Raw genomic sequence first — 19,086 nt, 5'->3', positions numbered from 1 at the left:
CGGTCCGGGTGTGTGTAGGGGGCGTGGGCGTCGCGCGGTCGGAGGGGGCGGAGGGGGTTCGGGGGTGTGGGGCGTTCAGGACGTGCTGTCGACGCCCAGGCGCTCCAGGAGCCCGGCACGCAGAGCGGCGAAACGGGGATCGGCGATGTCGCGCGGGCGGTCCAGCTCGACCTGGGTCTCGTACGCGATCGCGCCCTCGTCCATGACCAGGACACGGTCGGCGAGGAGCACCGCCTCCTCCACGTCGTGCGTCACCAGCAGGACCGCGCAGCCGCGCCGCCGCCACAGCTCGCCGACCAGTCGCTGCGCCGTGATCCTGGTGAGGGCGTCGAGTGCGCCGAACGGCTCGTCGAGCAGCAGCAGATCGGGCTCGCGCACCAACGCCCGGGCCAGTGAAGCGCGTTGAGCCTCGCCTCCGGAGAGCGTCCTGGGCCACGCGTCGGAGCGGTCGGAGAGGCCGACCTCGGTCAACGCGTCCTCGGCGACGGAGCGTTCGGGCTTGCCGGGCAGTCCGAGCAGGACGTTGCGCCACACCCTCTTCCAGGGCATCAGCCGCGGCGCCTGGAACGCGACGGCCTTGCGGCGCGGGACGAGGACGGAGCCCTCGATGTCGCGGTCGAGTCCCGCGAGGATGCGCAGCAGCGTGGACTTGCCGCAGCCGCTGCGACCGAGCAGCGCCACGAACTCACCCGGCCGGACGTCGAGATGGAGGCCGTCGATGACGGCGCGGCCGTCGAAGGCGCGGGTCAGCCCCTGGACACGTACGGCCGGGAGCGGTGCCTGCGTTTCGGGGGCCGGGGCGGGCGTCCGTGTCTCCGCGGGTACGTGTGCCGCCGCCGCGGCGTTCTCCGCGGTCACCGGCCCGTGAACGTCGGTCGCCATTGCAGCAGCAGCCTTTCGAGGGAGCGGACGATGAAGTCGGCGAGCAGGCCGAGGAAGGCGTAGACGATCAGGCAGACCACGATCACGTCGGTCCGCAGGAAGTCGCGGGCCTGCACCATGAGAAAGCCGATCCCGGCGTCCGCGTTGATCTGTTCGGCGAAGACCAGCGCGAGCCAGGCGATGCCGAGGGAGTAGCGAAGCCCGGTCATGGCCCCGGGCAGCGCGCCCGGCAGCACGACGTGCCGGACGAGCCCCCAGCGGGAGAGCCCGAGCGATTCCCCGGCCTCGATCAGCTGCGAGTCGACGCCGCGGATACCGGCGTACACGTTCAGATAGAGCGGGAAGGAGACGCCCAGCGTGATGATGGCGATCTTCGGGGCCTCGCCGATCCCGAACCAGATGATGAACAGCGGGATGAGTCCGACGAAGGGCACGGTCCGCAGCATCTGCACGCTCGCGTCCACCAGGTCCTCGCCGATGCGGAAGAGGCCGGACACGAGGGCTAGGCCGGTGCCGATGACCGTCCCCAACAGGAGCCCGACGGCCACGCGTTGCAAGGAGACGCCCATCGCGTTCGTCAACGAGCCGTCGGCGATCAGATCGGTGCCGACCCGCGCGATGGTGCCCGGCGGGGCGAGGATGCCGGAGGCCAGTACGCCCGTGCCGCTGAGGAGTTGCCAGAGCGCGAGGAGCAGAAGCGGGCCGGAGGTGCGGCGCAGCCAGCGGGGGACGCGGGCACGGCGCGTGGAACTCGGGACGATCGGGACGAGCTCGGGCGACGCCTGTGGCCGCGCGGTGTGCTCGGCCGTTGCGGATATTCCAGGAATACCGGACTCGGAAGGGCCGGGCGGGGCATGGCTGATGGTCATGGATGCTCCACGGGGAGGAGAGCGGCCGGAGAGGGGGACGCCGGAGCTCCGCCGCGTCAGGAACCAGGTACCGGCTCGGGACGTGCGGGTGGGGCGGAGCGCGGGCGCGCCGGGAGGGGAGAAAGCCGTACGGGCGAGGGGTGAAAGGGCGTCAGCAGCCGCGGCGACACGCGGCGGAGGCCACCCGCAGCAGGTCGATGTGACCGCGCGTGGTGAGCAGGGCTGAACGCAACATGGGCCAGAAAGTAGTCAGGTCGTCGTTGCCCGGTCAATGGTGTCTCGCGGAATGGACCTCTCGTACCACGGGCCGGCCGACCGGTCGTAGGCGCGGCCCGGCGCGCGGGTGAGAATCGGGGTATGTCCGATGCCTTCACCACCCGAGTCCTGAACATCACCACCGGTGCCACGGAGACGGTCGTCGACCTCACCCGTGACTGCGAGGCCTTCCTGCGGGAGGCGGCGGCCGGGCGCGACGGCCTGCTGAACGTCTTCGTGCCGCACGCCACGGCCGGGATCGCGGTCATCGAGACCGGTGCCGGGAGCGACGACGACCTGCTCGCCGCCCTGCACACCCTGCTTCCCTCCGACGACCGCTGGCAGCACCGCCACGGCAGCCCCGGTCACGGCCGCGACCATGTGCTTCCCGCCTTCGTCCCGCCCCACGCGACTCTGCCGGTGCTCGGCGGCCGACTGGAACTGGGGACCTGGCAGTCGGTGTGCCTGGTGGACACGAACGTCTCCAACCCCCGACGCCAGGTGCGGTTGAGCTTTCTGGGCTGATCGTGCGCCTCCCGGGAAGACCGCAGCAGACGACCGGCAGCGCCGGGCCGGGACCCGGCCGGTCGCACGATGATGATCCTCACGATGCCGCGGAAGAGCTACCGGCCGGTGGTGATTCGGCCCAGGCTGTTCTTGAGCGGGTGTAGACAGGGCAACAGTCACGAGGGCGCCCGTCGGGCGCGCCCGTCGCGAACGTCAGGAAGGGACTGTGCATGTTCCGGAAGGTACTTGTCGCGAACCGTGGTGAGATCGCCGTCCGCGCGTTCCGCGCCGCCTATGAACTGGGCGCGGGAACGGCGGCGGTGTTCCCCTACGAGGACCGCGGCTCGCTGCATCGTCTCAAGGCCGACGAGGCCTACGAGATCGGCCGGAGAGGGCACCCGGTGCGTGCCTATCTGTCGGTCGAGGAGATCGTGGGGGCGGCGCGCAGGGCGGGGGCGGACGCCGTCTACCCCGGGTACGGATTCCTGTCCGAGAATCCGGAGCTGGCCCAGGCCTGCGAAGAGGCCGGGATCACGTTCATCGGCCCCAGCGCCGACGTACTGGAGCTGACCGGGAACAAGGCGCGCGCGGTCGCCGCGGCCCGCGCGGCGGGCGTCCCGGTCCTGGGATCGTCGCAGCCGTCGACCGACATGGACGAGCTGACGGCCGCCGCGCGGGACGTCGGCTTCCCGCTGTTCGTCAAGGCGGTCGCCGGTGGCGGCGGACGCGGCATGCGGCGCGTGGACGAACCGGCGCACCTGCGTGAGGCGATCGAGGCGGCGTCCCGCGAGGCCGAGTCCGCCTTCGGCGACGCGACGGTGTTCCTGGAGAAGGCCGTCGTCGACCCCCGCCACATCGAGGTGCAGATCCTCGCGGACGGCGACGGTAACGTCATCCACCTCTTCGAGCGGGACTGCTCGGTGCAGCGGCGCCATCAGAAGGTCGTCGAACTGGCCCCGGCACCCAACCTCGACCCCGCGCTCCGGGACCGCATCTGCGCCGACGCGGTCGCCTTCGCGCAGAGCATCGGCTACCGCAACGCCGGCACCGTCGAGTTCCTTCTCGACCGGGACGGCAACCACGTCTTCATCGAGATGAACCCGCGCATCCAGGTCGAGCACACGGTGACCGAGGAGGTCACCGACGTCGACCTGGTCCAGGCGCAACTGCGCATCGCCTCCGGCGAGACCCTGGCCGACCTCGGCCTCGCGCAGGACCGGATCCAGCTGCGGGGCGCCGCACTGCAGTGCCGGATCACCAGCGAGGACCCGGCCAACGGGTTCCGGCCCGACACCGGCACCATCAGCGCGTACCGCTCACCGGGCGGTTCCGGAATCCGGCTGGACGGCGGCACCGCCTTCGTCGGCTCGGAGATCAGCGCCCACTTCGACTCCATGCTGGTGAAACTGACCTGCCGGGGACGCGACTTCGCCACCGCGGTGCGGCGTGCACGGCGTGCGGTGGCCGAGTTCCGCATCCGCGGTGTGGCCACGAACATCCCGTTCCTGCAGGCGGTGCTCGACGACCCGGACTTCCAGGAGGGCCGGGTCACCACCTCCTTCATCGAGGAACGCCCCCATCTCCTGACCGCGCGCCACTCCGCCGACCGCGGCACCCGCATGCTCACCTACCTCGCCGACGTCACGGTCAACAAGCCGCACGGCGAGCGCCCGCACCTGATCGACCCCACGACCAAACTGCCGGACATCCCCACCGGCGCACCGCCCGCCGGGTCGAAGCAGCGGCTGACCGAGCTCGGGCCGGAGGGCTTCGCGCGGTGGCTGCGGGCGTCGACCTCGGTGGCCGTCACCGACACCACCTTCCGGGACGCCCACCAGTCACTGCTGGCCACCCGGGTGCGGACGAAGGACCTGCTGGCCGTCGCGCCCACCGTGGCCCAGACGCTGCCGCAGCTGCTGTCGCTGGAGTGCTGGGGCGGCGCCACCTACGACGTCGCCCTGCGCTTCCTGTCCGAGGACCCGTGGGACCGTCTCGCCCAACTGCGCGAGGCGGTGCCCAACCTCTGCCTGCAGATGCTGCTGCGCGGCCGCAACACCGTCGGCTACACCCCCTACCCCACCGAGGTCACCACCGCCTTCGTCGAGGAGGCGACCCGGACCGGCATCGACATCTTCCGCATCTTCGACGCGCTCAACGACGTCGGACAGATGCGGCCCGCGATCGACGCCGTGCGCGAGACCGGCTCGGCCGTCGCCGAGGTCGCCCTGTGCTACACCTCGGACCTGTCCGACCCGGCCGAGAAGCTCTACACCCTCGACTACTACCTCCGGCTCGCCGAGCAGATCGTCGACGCCGGCGCACACGTCCTGGCGATCAAGGACATGGCCGGTCTGCTCCGGGCACCCGCCGCCGCGAAGCTGGTGACCGCGCTGCGCAGGGAGTTCGACCTGCCCGTCCACCTTCACACCCACGACACGGCCGGTGGCCAGCTGGCCACCTACCTCGCCGCGATCGACGCGGGCGCCGACGCCGTGGACGGAGCGGTGGCCTCCATGGCGGGCACCACCTCGCAGCCGTCGCTGTCCGCGATCGTCGCGGCCACCGACCACTCGGAGCGGCCGACCGGACTGAGCCTGCGGGCGGTCGGCGACCTCGAACCGTACTGGGAGATCGTCCGCAGGATCTACGCACCGTTCGAGGCCGGCCTTGCCTCGCCCACCGGACGCGTCTACGACCACGAGATCCCCGGCGGTCAGCTGTCCAACCTGCGTGTCCAGGCACGGGAACTGGGCCTCGGCGACCGCTTCGAGGACATCGAGGCGATGTACGCCGCCGCCGACCGGATGCTCGGCCGCCTGGTCAAGGTCACGCCGTCGTCCAAGGTGGTCGGTGATCTCGCCCTGCACCTCGTCGGCGCAGGCGTCCCGCACGAGCGGTTCGCCGCCGACCCCGGCGCCTACGACATCCCGGACTCCGTGATCGGGTTCCTGCGGGGCGAGTTGGGCGACCCGCCCGGCGGCTGGCCCGAGCCGTTCCGCAGCAAGGCGCTCAAGGGCCGCGCCGCGCCCAGGCCGGTCGTCGAACTGTCCGCCGAGGACCGCGACGGACTGGAGAAGGACCGGCGGGCCACCCTCAACCGGCTGCTGTTCCCGGGGCCGGCGAAGGAGTTCGAGGCGCACCGCGACGCCTACGGCGACACCGGTGTCCTGCCGAGCAAGGACTTCTTCTACGGTCTGCGGCCGGGGGAGGAGCACGAGGTGGACCTCGACCCCGGGGTGCGGCTCCTCATCGTCCTGGAGGCGATCGGCGAAGCGGACGAGCGCGGCATGCGTACCGTGATGGCCACGCTCAACGGCCAGCTCCGGCCGATCCAGGTGCGTGACCGCTCGGTGGCCTCCGACCTGCCGGCGGCGGAGAAGGCCGACAAGTCCGACCCGAAGCACGTCGCCGCGCCGTTCGCCGGAGTGGTGACGGTGTCGGTCGCGGCCGGGGACGCCGTCGAGGCGGGCGCGACCATCGCGACGATCGAGGCGATGAAGATGGAGGCCGCCATCACCGCCCCGGTCGCCGGCACGGTGGGCCGTCTGGCCATCAACTCCGTGCAGCAGGTCGAGGCGGGCGATCTCCTGATGGTGATCGCCTAGAAACCGCCGGACCCTGCCGGACCACCGGACCTCCCCGGACTCCGTGGACACCGCGAGGGCGATCACCGGGTCCCGGAGCCGTGCCGTCACCCGGCCGGCTCCGGGACCGAGGGACTCCGGGACCGCGGGGGCCGCGAGGCGGGCGGCCGGGGGCGGTCACTGCTCCCGCATACCCCACGGCGAGCCGTAGGCGGTGAGCAGGTCGAGGAAGGGACGGGCGGGGAACGCCTCCGGGCCGAGGACTCCCGAGCCGGTCCACACACCCGTGGCCAGGAGTTCGAGGGCGACGACCGGGTTGACGGCCGTCTGCCACACCACCGCCTGAGAGCCGTACTCGGCCATCGACCACTGGTTGTCGACCACGTGGTAGAGGTAGACCTCGCGCGGCGCGCCGTTCTTGGTGCCGCGCACCCAGGTGCCCGCGCAGGTCTTGCCGTGCATGCGCTCGCCGAGCGTCGCCGGGTCCGGCAGACAGGCGGCCACGACGTCCCGGGGCGACACGTCCACCGGGCCCGCGGCACTCGGCACGGTCACCGGATCCGTGCGGTCGAGGCCCAGCAGGTGCAGCGTCCTGAGGGTCTGGATGAACTCCTCGCCCAGGCCGTACTTGAAGGTCACGCGCCGTGCGTCGATCCAGCGGGGGACGAGCAGCACCTCCTCGTGCTCCACGTTCACGCACTCCACCGGGCCGATGCCCTCGGGGAAGTCGAAGACCTCCGGCTCGCTGAACGGCGCGGTGGTGAACCAGCCGCGGTGCGCCTCGTAGACGACCGGCGGGTTGAGGCACTCCTCGATGGTGGTCCAGATGCTGAAGGACGGGGCGAAGTCGTAGCCGTCGACGGTGAGGTTCGCGCCGTCACGGATGCCGATCTCCTCGATCTCGTCGAAGAGTTCGTCGGCCGCGTACCGCGCGAAGACATCGGAGAGCCCCGGCTCCACGCCCATGCCGACGAGGGCCAGCGCGCCCGCCTTCTCCCACTCGGCGGCCTGCGCGAACTGCGCGTCGCCGAGCATGACCCCGCACTCGTCGTACGGCCTCTCGGGATGCGGGCGCGACAGGGACATCGCCATGTCGAGGTAGGTGGCGCCGGCCGCGCGCGCCGCCTGGAAGAGGGGCATCACGAACCGGGGATCGGTGGCGTTGAGCAGGACGTCGCACCCGTGCCGGCTCAGCAGCGCGGTCACCGCGCCCTGGTCGGAGGCGTCGACGCGCTCGGCACGGAAGCGGCCCGCGGCGTCCGGGAGGGCGGCGACCGCGGCCTCGGCGCGGCTCAGGTCGTAGTCGGCCACGACCATCGCGTCGAAGAACGGGCGACGGGCCGCGATCCGGGTGATGGCGGTGCCCACACCGCCGGCTCCCACAAGCAGAACACGCATGACACGGACTTCCTCTCTGCGGAGAAGGGACGTGCCCGCGCGGACCGGAGACGCGGCGCCCCTGGCGGGAGATCCAACGCCGGGCGCTCGGATAAGGTCAATGGCGTTGGCATAAGGAGCGAGGAGGCGGCGGTGCCGAAAGCGGTGGTGCCCGAGGAGAAGCGGCGACGGCGTCGTCCCACCAGGGGCGGGACCGTGCTGTCCGAGCGGCTCATCGTCGAGACCGCCCTGCGGATGCTTCGGGAGCACGGCAGCGCGGGTCTCACCGCCCGCCGTCTCGGCCTGGCCCTGGACGCGGATCCCAGCACCCTGTACCGGTACTTCCGCGGTATGGACGACCTGACCCTCGCGATCGGCGACGCCCTGATCGGGCAGGCCCTGGACGGCTGGCGGCCCACGGGGGAGTGGCGGCCCGATCTGCGCGGCCTCGGGCTGCGTATCCACGCCGTGTACGTCGGGCATCCGCAGGCGGCCCTGCTGACCGCGAACCGGGTCACCGGCCGGGCCCACGAACTGGCGGCCGACGAGGCCATCCTCGACGTCCTGCGCACGGCGGGGTTCCCGCTGCCGGACACCGTACGGATCTACCAGGCCTTCATCGACCAGACGCTGGCCTTCGCCGCGCTCGACGCAGCCTCGCTGGCGCTGCCACGCGAGAGCCGCAGCGCCGACGAGGACATGTGGCGTTCGACGTACGCCCGGCTGCCGCGCGCCACCCATCCCCGGATCGCGGAGGCGGCGCCCCTCCTGGCGACCCGCATGGTCGACAGCGCCTATCCCACGGCCCTGGAAATGCTGCTGGACAGCGCCGCGGCACAGTGGGAGACGCTGCGCGGCGGGTGACCGCGGTCGGCCGCGCGGGGCGATGCCCCGCGGGCAGGGACCCTGGCCGGGAGCCGGGAGCCGGGAGCCGGGAGCCGGGAGCCGGGAGCCGGGAGCCGGGAGCCGGGAGCCGGGAGCCGGGAGCCGGGAGCCGGGAGCCGGGAGCCGGGAGCCGGGCGGTTCGAGCGGGCCGGACGGGCGGACGGGGGGACGGAAGGGACGGGTCGGACGGGCGGGGCGGTCGGAGCCGTCCAGGCGCTGGCGGGAGCGCTCCCATACAGGGAGGATACGGCTCATGACTCACCAGCCGACGATCCGCCCGTATCAGGCCGAAGACCGGGCAGCGGTGGCGCACGTGTGCGTGATGACGGCTCATGACGGAGGGGACTCACGGGCCCTCCATCCCGACCAGGAGCTGATGCCGACCCTGTTCGCGTACCCCTACTGTCACCTCGAACCGGAGCTGGCCTTCGTGCTCGACGACGGGACCGGCCGGGCGGTCGGCTACGTCCTCGGCACCGCCGACACCGAGCGGTTCGTCGGCGACCTCCGCGACATCTGGATACCGGGTGTCGCCGAGCGGTACCCCCGGAGCACGACGCCACCGCGCACGCCGGGCGACACGATGATCGACCTGCTGCACCGCCCGGAACGCATGATCCTGCCCGAACTCGTCGCCTATCCCGCGCATCTGCACATCGACCTGCTCCCCGACTGGCAGCGCAGGGGCCATGGCCGGGCGCTGATGGACACCTTCCTCGACGCGCTCGCCGATCGCGGTGTCCCGGCCGTCCACCTCGGCATGGTCACCGCCAACACGTCCGCCCGCGCCTTCTACGACCGTCTCGGCTTCCACGAGATCCCCGTACCGGAACCGGGCCCCTTGACCTACCTGGGCAGACCGACGGGCGGCCCGCGTCGCTCGCCCTGAGGCGCACGGGCCGTGGGGGCCGGGCCCGCGACAGGGAGAGGGCGCGGCCGGAGTCAACCTAATGAAGATCTCGTCCCTCTATACGGGGAGACGTCCTGCGGGTGGTGGGGGGAGAGGGCATTGCTTAGGGCGGTGGAAGAGCGTCGCGGCGATGTCGGCAACGGTCATGGACGGACGGCGGGACCCGGCGACGGCCCACCGCCGTCCGCCGCGGGTGACGACGCGCGCGGGCGACCGGGCGGCACGCTGTACCGGATCGTGTCGTTCGTCGGACGCACCCTGCGCGGCGAGTGGCACGGCATGGTCGTCGAACCGTTCCGGCAACTCCTGCGCCGCGGACTGTCCGGACTCGTGCTGGCCTTCGTGGCCGCCTTCGGGGTCATCTTCTTCCACGCGATCGCCCAGCACCCGGCCGGCGCCACGGTGGTGCGGCTGACCGGCGGTGTCAAGGCGTCCCTGCCCCTGCCGCTGGCTCTGCTGCGTACTCCCGTGTCGCTGTACGTGCCCGCCCTCGACCTTCCGGTGTGGGCGGGCATCACTCAGCTGTTCCTCGCGTTCGCCCTCGCCGAACTCGCCCTCGGCCGGGCGCGGACCCTGGCCATCGCGTACGTCACCACGCTGGCGGGCACCCTCACCGTCCGCGTGATGATCGCGATGGGCCCGGGCTGGTGGGGCCTTGGGCTGCCCCCCGAGATCGGGCAGGTGCTGGACACCGGCCCGTCCGCCGCGGTGGTGGGCCTGTTCACCTATCTCGCGGTCGTCCGACGGGCGCCCGTGGTGTTCGCGCTCACCGGTGGCTCGATGGTGTGGGAGTCGATCGTCAAACCCAATCTGGCAGGTCGGGAGCACCTGATCGCCGTGGCCGCCGCGATCGTCCTGGGACTGCTGCACGGGAGCTGGCGAAGACCCGTGCGGGCCCTGACGGTCCTGCTCCAGTCGCGCCGAGCGGCCGATCGACCGACCGGCGGATCGGACCAGTTCGAGCCCCCGGTCCCAGCGTCCGTGGCGGAAGCGCCGGCCGTGGCGGAGTCACCGGCCCTGGCGGACCCGTCGGATCCGGCGTATCGCGCCGAGGAGCCACGGGCGCAACTGCGCTGACACGGGCGCCGCGGTGAGCGGACTCACCCGAGATCGGGAGTACGACGAAGGTCACAAATACATATCGGACACTTCGCACTTCAATCTTCACGTGAGGCACACAAGTTGGCTAAGTTGGCGACAGGCCACACGACTTCCTCCGGCGAACCTCGCCGGGTCGCTTGGCCTCCGCCTAATCCGGTGCGGCCTCCTGGCCACCGGAGCCGGGGACCCAACCGAACCCTGGGGTGAATCGGCCCAACTGCCCGACCGGGCAGAGGCCGTAGGGCATACCTTCCGGATCCGTCCGCCCGAACCCGACAGCTAACTCGGTAGGCGGAGCACGGAAGGAGTACGTCTGCCATGGCGCCGGAACGCACCCCGGGCCCTGGAGGCAGCAGCCTCCCCGGCATGCCCCGCTCCGCACCCGCGACGGTGGCCCGCTCCTCGGCGGACCTCTCGCAGAGCCCCAACTCCGCGTCGCTCGGCGGAGACGACGGTCCGAGCCGCGAAGAGGTCCAGCAGCGCATCAGCTCCCTCTACGACCGGGCCGAGACAGCCACCGGGAACTACAACGCGACCCGCGCGATGACCTCCGGTTCGCGTAAGCGCGTCAACCCGGCCCGGGACAACGGGCGCAGGGGGACCGACGCCGCCCTCGACGACGTCTCCCGGCCCTGGTTCGACGTGGGACGTGCCCAGTTGGGCCCGACCGTGCCGGCGAGGCTGCCGGCCGACAGAATGCCGAAACGCGCGGCCGAAGCGCGTCCCACGCCTCCCGTGAAGCGCCTGGAGGGCGGACCCTCCGCTCGCGCCCTGGAGACCGCGGGGCGCCCCGTGCCGGAGCTGACCGCCGGACCGGGAGCGGGCCCCGTGGCCGAGTTGACCGCCGGACCGGCGGCCGGGCCTGTGCCGGAGCTGTCCTCCGGGAGGGCCGTCGCGGCGCTGCCGGCCGGGACCGGGGCGCGACAGGAGGCCGTCATGGCCCTGCCCGCGCCGGCCGCGGAGTCCGGCCACTCCTCGTTGAAGAACCGCAAGGAGCAGAACCGGCGCAAGCTCGCACTCGCCCGGGAACTGCTGTCCCGTCACGTCGTCCAGCAGCGGAGCGCCCCGATCGCGGCGATCGAGGCGCGGCCGGCTCCGGAGGTCTGGGCCGCCCCGGAGGAACAGACCCGCCGCGAGGCCGAGGAGCAGTGGCGGCGTCGGCAGTCGGCCGGCCTGGCCATGGGCGCACCCGTGGACACGGCCGCACATGCGGGCATGGGCGCACCCGCCGGTACGGACGCGTCCCTCGGTACGGGCATGCCCCTCACCTCGGACATGACGTTCGCCCCCGGCACGGCGTTCGGCTCGGATGCTGCGTCGGCCGTGGGTATGACGTTCGCGTCGGGCACGGCGTTCGGCTCGGATGCTGCGTCGGCCGTGGGTATGACGTTCGCGTCGGACACGGCGTTCGCCTCGGACGCCGCGTCGGCCGTGGGTATGACGTTCGCGTCGGACACGGCGTTCGCCTCGGACGCCGCGTCGGCCGCGGGTATGACGTTCACCTCGGACACGGCGTTCGCCCCGGGTACGCCCTACGCTCCGGAGCTGTCCTACGCCCAGGACATGGTCTACGCCCCCGACCAGCTCCAGGTCCCGGAGCCGTTCCGAGCCCCGGACCCGCTCTTCGCTCCGGAGGTGCCCGTCGCCTCGGAGACGGCCTACGGCCCGGCCATGACCGTTGCCCCTGCCCCGTCGGTCGTGTCGGCGCCGTTCGCCCCGTCCGTCGCTCCCGACGCGTCCTTCGTCCCGGCCGCGCCCGTCACCTCGGCGGCGCCCACCACCGCGGGCACGGTCATGGCCGGCGGCGACACGTCCGGATCGGGGTACGACATGAAGGCAGCCAAGGCGCTGGCCTTCGCCCGTGCGCAGATCGGCAGGCCGTGCGTCTGGGGCGCGGCCGGGCCGGGTTCCTACGACTGCGCGGGCCTCACCCGGGCCGCGTGGATGATGGCCGGGGTCGCACTCCCGCGTACCGCGCGCCACCAGGCGACGGCCACCACGGCGATCCCGCTCACCGACCTCCGCGTCGGCGACCTGATCTTCTTCTACGGCGACGTCAGCCATGTCGGCCTCTACGTCGGCAACAGCATGATGATCCACGCGCCGAGCCCGGGGGCGTACATACGCGAAGAGTCGATCTTCTACGCCGGACAGGCCGCCATCCACAGTGCCGCGCGGCCCGCGTAAGGGGCCGGGAGGACTCGCGCACGGCTGCCGTCCGGCGGCCTGAAGGGGGCCGCCGAAGCGGCTGGCCCGGGACGACCTGCGCGACGCCCGTGCCGACCTGGCGCGGGCGTCGGGCCCCGCCTCGGACGCCCCCTCGGACGGCGCACGTACGGGGGCGCCGAACGGGCCCACGCGGACGGCTACTTGCCCGAGACGGTCGCGCATGTCGCCGTCCTGTTGGTGACCACCGACATGTCGTCGGACGCGCTCCCCTCCACCTTGAAGGAGCTGCCGCCGACGATCTTCGCGGTGAGGTTCCCGACCGTGCCCGCCTTGGCCGTCGCCTCGACCGCGTGTGCCATGTGCGGCTCCAGTGGGGAGAGTTGCGGGAAGCCATCGTCGCGGAGGAGCTAGCGAGGAGTGGTAGCCGCTTCTGCCAGCCGTGGCTGGCCCGCTTTGTGCGGTCCTGGAGACACGCCAGTTGAACGCGGAAAGTGACCAGCGGCGGGTGTCCCGGGCCCTCATCCGCGGAGTGCACGGTTCCTACGCAGGTCGTTCGCCGTCCGCTCGAGCCTGGCGTAGGCGACGGCACGCGTGTGGAGGCTCCTGCGCCGACGCAGGTACCCAACTCGGCGCCAAGGGAGCCGCCTTGGCGCGGCCGGGCGGCAGGGGTACCGGTTGATCAAGTCCGTTCGGCGTCTACCCGCACTGTTCGCGGCGTGTTCAGACCCTGGTCGTCGGTGTGCCCGAAGCTTCGCCGGGAGCGTGAGCGCGCTCCTTGTCTGCCCGACCCCCTGAAAAGAGGACCGGCCACCTTGCGTACGCACTGGCGTAGACAAGCCCCCATCACCGCCGCGGCCCTGACCTTCCTCGCCCTCGGCCTGTCGGGTGCGCCGGCCTCGGCGCAGGACCCGTCCACGGTACGGATCAACGAGGTCGAGTCGAGCGGCGGCAGCCCCGGCGACTGGGTCGAACTCGTCAACACCGGGTCCGCCGCGGTCGACGTGTCCGGATGGATCGTCAAGGACAACGACAACTCCCACTCCTACAAGATCGGCAAGAAGACGTCGATCGCTCCGGGTGCGTTCCTGGCGCTGGACGTCGAGTCGTCGTACGGGCTGGGCAGTTCGGACTCCGCGCGGCTGTTCCAGACGGACGGTTCCACCCTGATGGACTCCTACACCTGGACCGACCACGCCAGTACCACGTACGGGCGGTGCGCGGACGGCACCGGCGCGTTCACGACCACGACCGCGCCGACCAAGGGCGCGGCGAACGCCTGCGGCACCAGCGGCGGCGGGGGTGACACCACGTGGCCGGGCGGCGCGGCGGTCACCGTCGCGGACGGTTCGAACGTGTTCGGGGAGAACCTCAGCGGGCTGTCGTTCGAGTTCGAGGGCGTGCTCTGGGCGGTGAACAACGGTCCCGGCAAGCTGTACAGGCTCGTGCCCAACGGCGCGACATGGAGCCCCGACCCGGCCGGCGGCTGGGGATCCGGTAAGGCTCTGCACTACGCCGGCGGCAGCGGCGACCCCGACGCCGAGGGCGTGGTCGTCACCCCTGACGGCATGTTCGTCGTCACCGAGCGCGACAACAGCAAGAGCTCCACCAGCCTGCCGAAGATCCTGCGCTTCGACGCCTCCTCCACCGCCTCGTCGCTGAACGCGACCGCGGAGTGGAACCTGACCTCCGACCTGCCCTCCCTCCCGGCCAACGCCGGCCCCGAGGGCATCTCGTGGATCCCGGACACCTTCCTGACCGCGCACGGATTCCGCGACGAGCACACCGGCGCCGCCTACGACCCGGCCGGGTACCCGGGCCACGGAAGCGGTCTCTTCTTCGCCGGCGTCGAGGACAACGGCACCGTCTACGCCTACGCCCTCAACCAGTCCGGCGGCGGATTCACCCGCGTCGCCACCATCATCAGCGGCTTTCCCGGCGTGATGGACCTGGAGTTCGAGCCCGCCACCGGGCACCTGTGGGCGGCCTGCGACGACACCTGCCAGGGCCGGACCTCGACCCTCGACATCAACGCCCAGGGCACGTTCGCCGTCACCCACACCTACGACCGCCCCACCGGCATGGCCGACTACAACAACGAGGGCTTCGCCATCGCCCCCCAGTCCGCCTGCGTCGGCGGCCACAAGCCGGTCATGTGGTCCGACGACTCCAACGACGGGGGCCACGCGCTGCGCTCCGGCACTCTGAACTGCACCCCCTGACACCGGTAGGACGGGGCGGGGCGGGGCGGGGCGGGGGCGCGCGCCGGCCGCTCCGCCCGCTTCCCGGGCATCCGGAGCGATGACGAAGGCTGTGGTCCGGGCGGACCACGGCCTTCGACCGGGTCCTCGCACCGGGCCCGGTCCGCACCGGGTCAGCACCCTGTCCGCACTCCGCGTCACCGGCTTCTCGGCGCATACCGGACGGGAGTGCTCACCGGCACGGAGAAGGGGTTGTCTGGGAGGTCCGAGGTCGCTCGCGGAGCCGGCTGTCCGGCCTTCCGGATTTTCGGCTTGCCCGGCAAGCGGGCGTGCGACCGGGGAGCCCGGCCCCCCCGGATGCGCGGGGGAGGCGGTATTCAGGGGCCCGGATTCAGCGGCGCCGGATTCAGGGGCGCCGGGCCGTCTCCTCGCCGTGAACGGCCCGACGGGTGGCGGGCGTCCGGCCCGCGGTCGTCGCGAGTTCCCCCAACCGGCGCCAGTTCAGCGTCGGTTGGGGCTCGGGCACACCGGGACGTCTCCGGGGGACCCGGACGCGCAGCGCGCCCGGGTCGACGCGGCAGTGGACCGGGGCGGACAGCATCATGGCCTCGCCGTCGACACCGGCCTCGATCTCCGGTTGGTCCGCGTCGACGACCACCTCGCGGGTGGTGAGGACCGCGAGTCCCTCCGCGGTGCGGTCCAGCACCAGGGCCGCGGCCTCGGCCGCGCTGTCGACCTTGATCCCGAGAACGCCGAGCAGCCCGGAGTCGAGCCGCTCGCGGCGGCCGATCCCGGCCGGATCGTTCGTGCGGTAGGGGTTGTTGCTCACCAGCACGGCCTGCGGGGCGTCGAGGGTCGCGCTTTCGGTGCGGGCGGTCAGCCGCGGACCCCGTCGGCGGGTGAGCAGCTCGGGCAGCAGCTCCAGGATGGTGCCGACCTTGTCGTCGCGGTACGCCGGGCTCTGCACGACCGCCGCGTAGGCGCCGAAGGAGGCGTTGTTGACGAACGGATGGCCTCCGGCGAAGCCGAGGTCCACCCGGAGCTCGACGCCGTTGGTGAGCGCGTCGAGGCAGCGTGCGGGGTCGTCGCGGTCGAGGCCGAGATCCATCGCGAAGTGGTTGCGGGTACCCGCGCAGACGACCAGGAACGGCAGACCGTGTTCGGCGGCGACGGCCGCGACGAGCGCCTGGGTCCCGTCGCCGCCCGCGACGCCCAGCAGATCGGCACCGTCGGCGACGGCCGCGCGCGCCAGCGCGGTGACGTCCTGCTGTTCGTCGGGGTCGAGGAGGACGACCCGCGCGCCGAGCCGTTCGGCTTTCTCCACCAGGCCGAACCTCGCCACCTTCCCACCCCCGGACCGCGGGTTCATGATGAGGAAGGGGCGGCGCGGGGGCGCCGTCCTGCGTTCCCTGGCAGGCCGGGAGCGGGGACGGTCGCCGCGCAGCGCGTACCGTCCGCTCCAGACGGCCACGGCCCACAGCAGCAGGGACACCGGGACCGCCCACAGCAGGGAGACCGCGAACAGGGTGACGACGGCGGCGGGTGCGGTCACCGCCAGCAGCGCCGCCACCCAGCGCAGCAGGCCGCGCCGGGTCAGCGTCCACCAGGCCGCGGCCGCCGTGACGACCACGCCGACGAGCGCGATCGCGAGCAGCAGTACGCCGCTCAGGCCGCCCTTGGCCAGCGGCAGCAGCACCGCCAGTACGGCCGCGACCAGCGCGGCTCTGGCAGCCCATCGTTGTCCGCCACGGGCCGCGCCGCTCGTCTCCTCGGTCATGGCTCCTCCAGGGGTGCACGGTCGCACCGACGCACGAATGGGCCGGTGCGCGGAAGCACGGATCAACGGTGCCCGGGCCGGTGCGGCCCACTCCACCACAGTCGGCGCGCGGAGCGATCAAGGACCCGGTGCGGGAGCGGGCCATCACCCGGGAAGGGGATACGGGCGAGCCGGCCGGACGGCGGCCGGGGAGGAGCCGTCGGTACCCCTCGGGAACGGGAACGCCGCGACTGATGCACGATGGGCGGCGGCGGATCCGGGCGACACGGCCGGGTCCGTGGCGTGGAGGGACAGCGGCGCGGAGGGACAGTGGCGATGAGCGCAGACCGGGGCCGGGTCCTGGTCGTCGACGACGACGCGGCGATACGCCGCTCGCTGGAGCGCGGACTGCGGCTCGGCGGATTCACCGTGGACCTGGCCGACGGCGGCCTCCCGGCGCTGGCCGTGGCCCGGACGAGACCACCGGACGTGATCGTGCTGGACATCTCGATGCCGGACCTCAACGGCATCGAGGTGTGCAGGACACTGCGGGGCGACAACAACGACGTACCCGTGCTGATGCTCTCCGCGCTCGACGAGACCGCCGACCGCATCGCGGGTCTCCAGGCCGGCGGCGACGACTATCTGGTCAAACCCTTCGCGTTGCAGGAGCTCGTGCTGCGCCTGGAGGCACTGCTGCGCCGCAGACCGCCGCGCGACACCGACACCGACACCGTACGGGTCGGCGGCCTGCTGATGGACCCCGCCGCCCGCAGGGTGAGCCTCGACGGACGGCCGGTCGACCTGACCCGGCGCGAGTTCGAGCTCCTGCACGTCCTCGCGCGCAACGCCGGCCTCGTACTCAGCCGGGACCAACTCCTCGACCGGGTATGGGGATACGACTTCGACGTGCGCACCGACGCGGTGGACACCTTCGTCAGCTACCTGCGCCGCAAACTGGAGACCTCGGACCGCGCGCGGATCATCCACACCGTACGGGGCGTGGGCTTCGTCCTGCGGGACGACCGGGCGGGGGAGCAGCGGTGAGGCTGTCCACACGGATCGCACTGGCCGTCGGCGCCACCGTGCCCGTACTGGTCCTGGCCACCGGCTGGCTGCTGCTGCGGCTGGTCGCGGCGGACCTGCACGACCAGCAGGACGCCCATCTGCGCGAGCGCGCGGCGACCGTGGCCAAGGACGCCCGGGGACTGCTGCGCGCGAGCGCCGCCGACCGGTCGGCCGCGGTGGAACAGGCGCGGCAGCGAAGGCTGTTCACCTCGGCCCTGGACGTCGGCATCCGGCTGATCGGTCCGGACGAGACCTTCACCGGCGGCCCGCAGCCGGACGCCGGAGCACCGCTGCCCGCGAGCGCGCCGGTCCCGGTCACGCTCCGGGCCGACGGTCACAGCTGGCGGATCCTGTCGACCCGGGTGACCGGCGGCCGGCCCGGAGCGCGCGGCACCCTGTGGCTGTTCGCCTCGGACACCGCCGCCGACACCCAACTGCGGCTGGTCCGGCGGCGCGCGGTGTCCGTCGCACTGCTCGCCGCACCGCTGTCCGGACTGCTCGCCTGGGGTGTCGCAGCCCGGGCGAGCCGGCCGCTGCGCCGTCTGCAACGCCGCGCGAGCGGCCTGGACCCGCGTTCCAGCCCGGCCCGCCTGGACCACACCCCGACGCGTATCGCCGAGGTCGACGATCTCGCGCACACGCTGGGGACCGTCCTGGCCCGCTACGACGAACAGGCCGCCAGAACGGCCGAGGCACTGGCCACCGCCCGCTCCTTCGCCTCCGCCGCCTCGCACGAATTGCGCACTCCGCTGATGAGCATGCAGACCAACCTGGAGATCCTCGCCGGGCATCCCGAACTCGCCGGAGCCGACCGCGACGAGGTGCTGCACGACCTGCGCCGCGAGCACGCCCGGCTGCTGGGCCTCCTGGTCATGCTGCGCGACCTCGGCCGCGGGGACCTCGTCGAGGCCGACGCGTTCGGTCCGGTGGACCTGGCCGACGTCGTCGAGGCGAGCACGGAGGAACAGCGGCGCCGCCATCCGCGCGCACGGCTGTCCGGCCGCTGCGCGCCGGGCCTGCGGGTGCACGGCTGGGAACCGGGCCTGCGGAGCGTGGTGGACAACCTCCTCGTCAACGCCTTGGTGCACGGGCGCGGGGACGGGGACGGGCATGGGCACGTGGGCGGGCGTCCCGCGCAGGTGGAGGTGAGCCTGCGCGCCAGCGGCACCGACGTATTCCTGGTCGTCGACGACCAGGGCCCCGGCATCCCGCCCGAACTGCGCGCGCAGGTCTTCGAACGCTTCAGGCGCCGGCCCGACAGCCCGGGCTCCGGCCTCGGACTCACCCTGGTCGCCCAGCAGATCGCCCTGCACCGGGGCCGCATCCGGATTCTGGACCGGCCGGCGGGACCCGGTACCCGGATCGAGGTCACGCTGCCGCTCGCCAACGGCGCGGCGGACGAGGGGAACACGCTGCCGCTCCGGCGCAACTGGATGATCGCGGCCGCCCACCGCCCACAAGAATTCCACAAGGACGACTCCTAGTTTCCGCGGTGAGCGGGCAACCGCCCGTGAACACGGAGGAG

Annotated in this window: 15 protein-coding genes and 1 riboswitch; of the genes, 9 read left to right on the top strand and 6 right to left on the bottom strand. The window is 72.5% G+C overall.

The genetic code is table 11. The annotated features are described in order from the left end of the window. Window positions 1–75: 75 nt before the first annotated feature. The 3 genes from OHB41_RS06915 to OHB41_RS52285 form a co-directional block, all read right to left on the bottom strand. Window positions 76–882, bottom strand: coding sequence for an ABC transporter ATP-binding protein (locus tag OHB41_RS06915; protein ID WP_266697056.1), 807 nt, complete (start codon window positions 880–882; stop codon window positions 76–78). Next, entirely contained in the window at window positions 855–1,751 is an 897-nt protein-coding gene (locus OHB41_RS06910) for an ABC transporter permease (protein ID WP_266697055.1), read from the bottom strand. The genes OHB41_RS06915 and OHB41_RS06910 overlap by 28 nt, the downstream gene beginning before the upstream one ends. 151 nt (window positions 1,752–1,902) lie before the next feature. Then, the gene (locus OHB41_RS52285) at window positions 1,903–1,986 is read right to left on the bottom strand and encodes a putative leader peptide (protein WP_349817350.1); all 84 of its coding nucleotides are present in this window, start codon (window positions 1,984–1,986) and stop codon (window positions 1,903–1,905) included. A gap of 122 nt (window positions 1,987–2,108) precedes the next feature. Here OHB41_RS52285 and OHB41_RS06905 point away from each other — a divergent pair, with 122 nt between their 5' ends. Further along, a complete protein-coding gene (locus OHB41_RS06905) occupies window positions 2,109–2,531 on the top strand; it encodes a YjbQ family protein (RefSeq protein ID WP_266697054.1) in 423 nt (140 codons plus the stop codon). 212 nt (window positions 2,532–2,743) lie between these two features. After that, entirely contained in the window at window positions 2,744–6,118 is a 3,375-nt protein-coding gene (locus tag OHB41_RS06900; protein ID WP_266697053.1) for a pyruvate carboxylase, read from the top strand. Window positions 6,119–6,274: 156 nt separating this feature from the next. Here OHB41_RS06900 and OHB41_RS06895 read toward each other — a convergent pair whose 3' ends face one another. Then, window positions 6,275–7,495 (bottom strand): saccharopine dehydrogenase family protein, encoded by a 1,221-nt coding sequence (locus tag OHB41_RS06895; RefSeq protein ID WP_266697052.1) that lies wholly within the window; start codon window positions 7,493–7,495, stop codon window positions 6,275–6,277. 132 nt (window positions 7,496–7,627) lie between these two features. Between OHB41_RS06895 and OHB41_RS06890 the strand changes: the two genes are divergently transcribed. The 4 genes from OHB41_RS06890 to OHB41_RS52565 all read left to right on the top strand — a co-directional run bounded on the left by OHB41_RS06890 (window position 7,628) and on the right by OHB41_RS52565 (window position 12,557). Beyond that, window positions 7,628–8,338, top strand: coding sequence for a TetR/AcrR family transcriptional regulator (locus tag OHB41_RS06890; protein ID WP_266697051.1), 711 nt, complete (start codon window positions 7,628–7,630; stop codon window positions 8,336–8,338). Between the two features lie 274 nt (window positions 8,339–8,612). Further along, window positions 8,613–9,248: a GNAT family N-acetyltransferase gene (locus tag OHB41_RS06885; protein ID WP_266697050.1), complete on the top strand. Its 636-nt coding sequence runs from the start codon at window positions 8,613–8,615 to the stop codon at window positions 9,246–9,248. A 132-nt stretch (window positions 9,249–9,380) separates the two neighbouring features. Next, complete coding sequence (locus tag OHB41_RS06880; protein WP_526024895.1) at window positions 9,381–10,346, top strand: hypothetical protein; 966 nt, start codon at window positions 9,381–9,383, stop codon at window positions 10,344–10,346. Between the two features lie 159 nt (window positions 10,347–10,505). Next, window positions 10,506–10,680, top strand: a riboswitch (cyclic di-AMP (ydaO/yuaA leader). 56 nt (window positions 10,681–10,736) lie between these two features. Further along, entirely contained in the window at window positions 10,737–12,557 is a 1,821-nt protein-coding gene (locus OHB41_RS52565) for a C40 family peptidase (RefSeq protein ID WP_526024894.1), read from the top strand. 179 nt (window positions 12,558–12,736) lie between these two features. On the opposite strand, the gene OHB41_RS06870 is transcribed toward OHB41_RS52565, so the two are convergent. After that, window positions 12,737–12,898: a hypothetical protein gene (locus OHB41_RS06870; protein WP_266697049.1), complete on the bottom strand. Its 162-nt coding sequence runs from the start codon at window positions 12,896–12,898 to the stop codon at window positions 12,737–12,739. Window positions 12,899–13,351: 453 nt separating this feature from the next. Between OHB41_RS06870 and OHB41_RS06865 the strand changes: the two genes are divergently transcribed. Next, complete coding sequence (locus OHB41_RS06865) at window positions 13,352–14,758, top strand: lamin tail domain-containing protein (protein ID WP_266697048.1); 1,407 nt, start codon at window positions 13,352–13,354, stop codon at window positions 14,756–14,758. Between the two features lie 385 nt (window positions 14,759–15,143). Here OHB41_RS06865 and OHB41_RS06860 read toward each other — a convergent pair whose 3' ends face one another. Beyond that, a complete protein-coding gene (locus tag OHB41_RS06860; RefSeq protein ID WP_266697047.1) occupies window positions 15,144–16,514 on the bottom strand; it encodes a diacylglycerol/lipid kinase family protein in 1,371 nt (456 codons plus the stop codon). A 315-nt stretch (window positions 16,515–16,829) separates the two neighbouring features. On the opposite strand from OHB41_RS06860, the gene OHB41_RS06855 reads away from it, so the two are divergent. Both OHB41_RS06855 and OHB41_RS06850 read left to right on the top strand, forming a co-directional pair. Then, entirely contained in the window at window positions 16,830–17,540 is a 711-nt protein-coding gene (locus OHB41_RS06855) for a response regulator transcription factor (RefSeq protein WP_266697046.1), read from the top strand. Next, window positions 17,537–19,045: a sensor histidine kinase gene (locus tag OHB41_RS06850; RefSeq protein ID WP_266697045.1), complete on the top strand. Its 1,509-nt coding sequence runs from the start codon at window positions 17,537–17,539 to the stop codon at window positions 19,043–19,045. Before OHB41_RS06855 ends, OHB41_RS06850 begins: the two co-directional genes overlap by 4 nt. Window positions 19,046–19,086: the final 41 nt, after the last annotated feature.

This window comes from Streptomyces sp. NBC_01571 (assembly GCF_026339875.1).
Taxonomy (GTDB): domain Bacteria; phylum Actinomycetota; class Actinomycetes; order Streptomycetales; family Streptomycetaceae; genus Streptomyces.
Note: the sequence above shows the minus strand (reverse complement) of the source record. Positions and strands in the feature narration are given on the sequence as shown.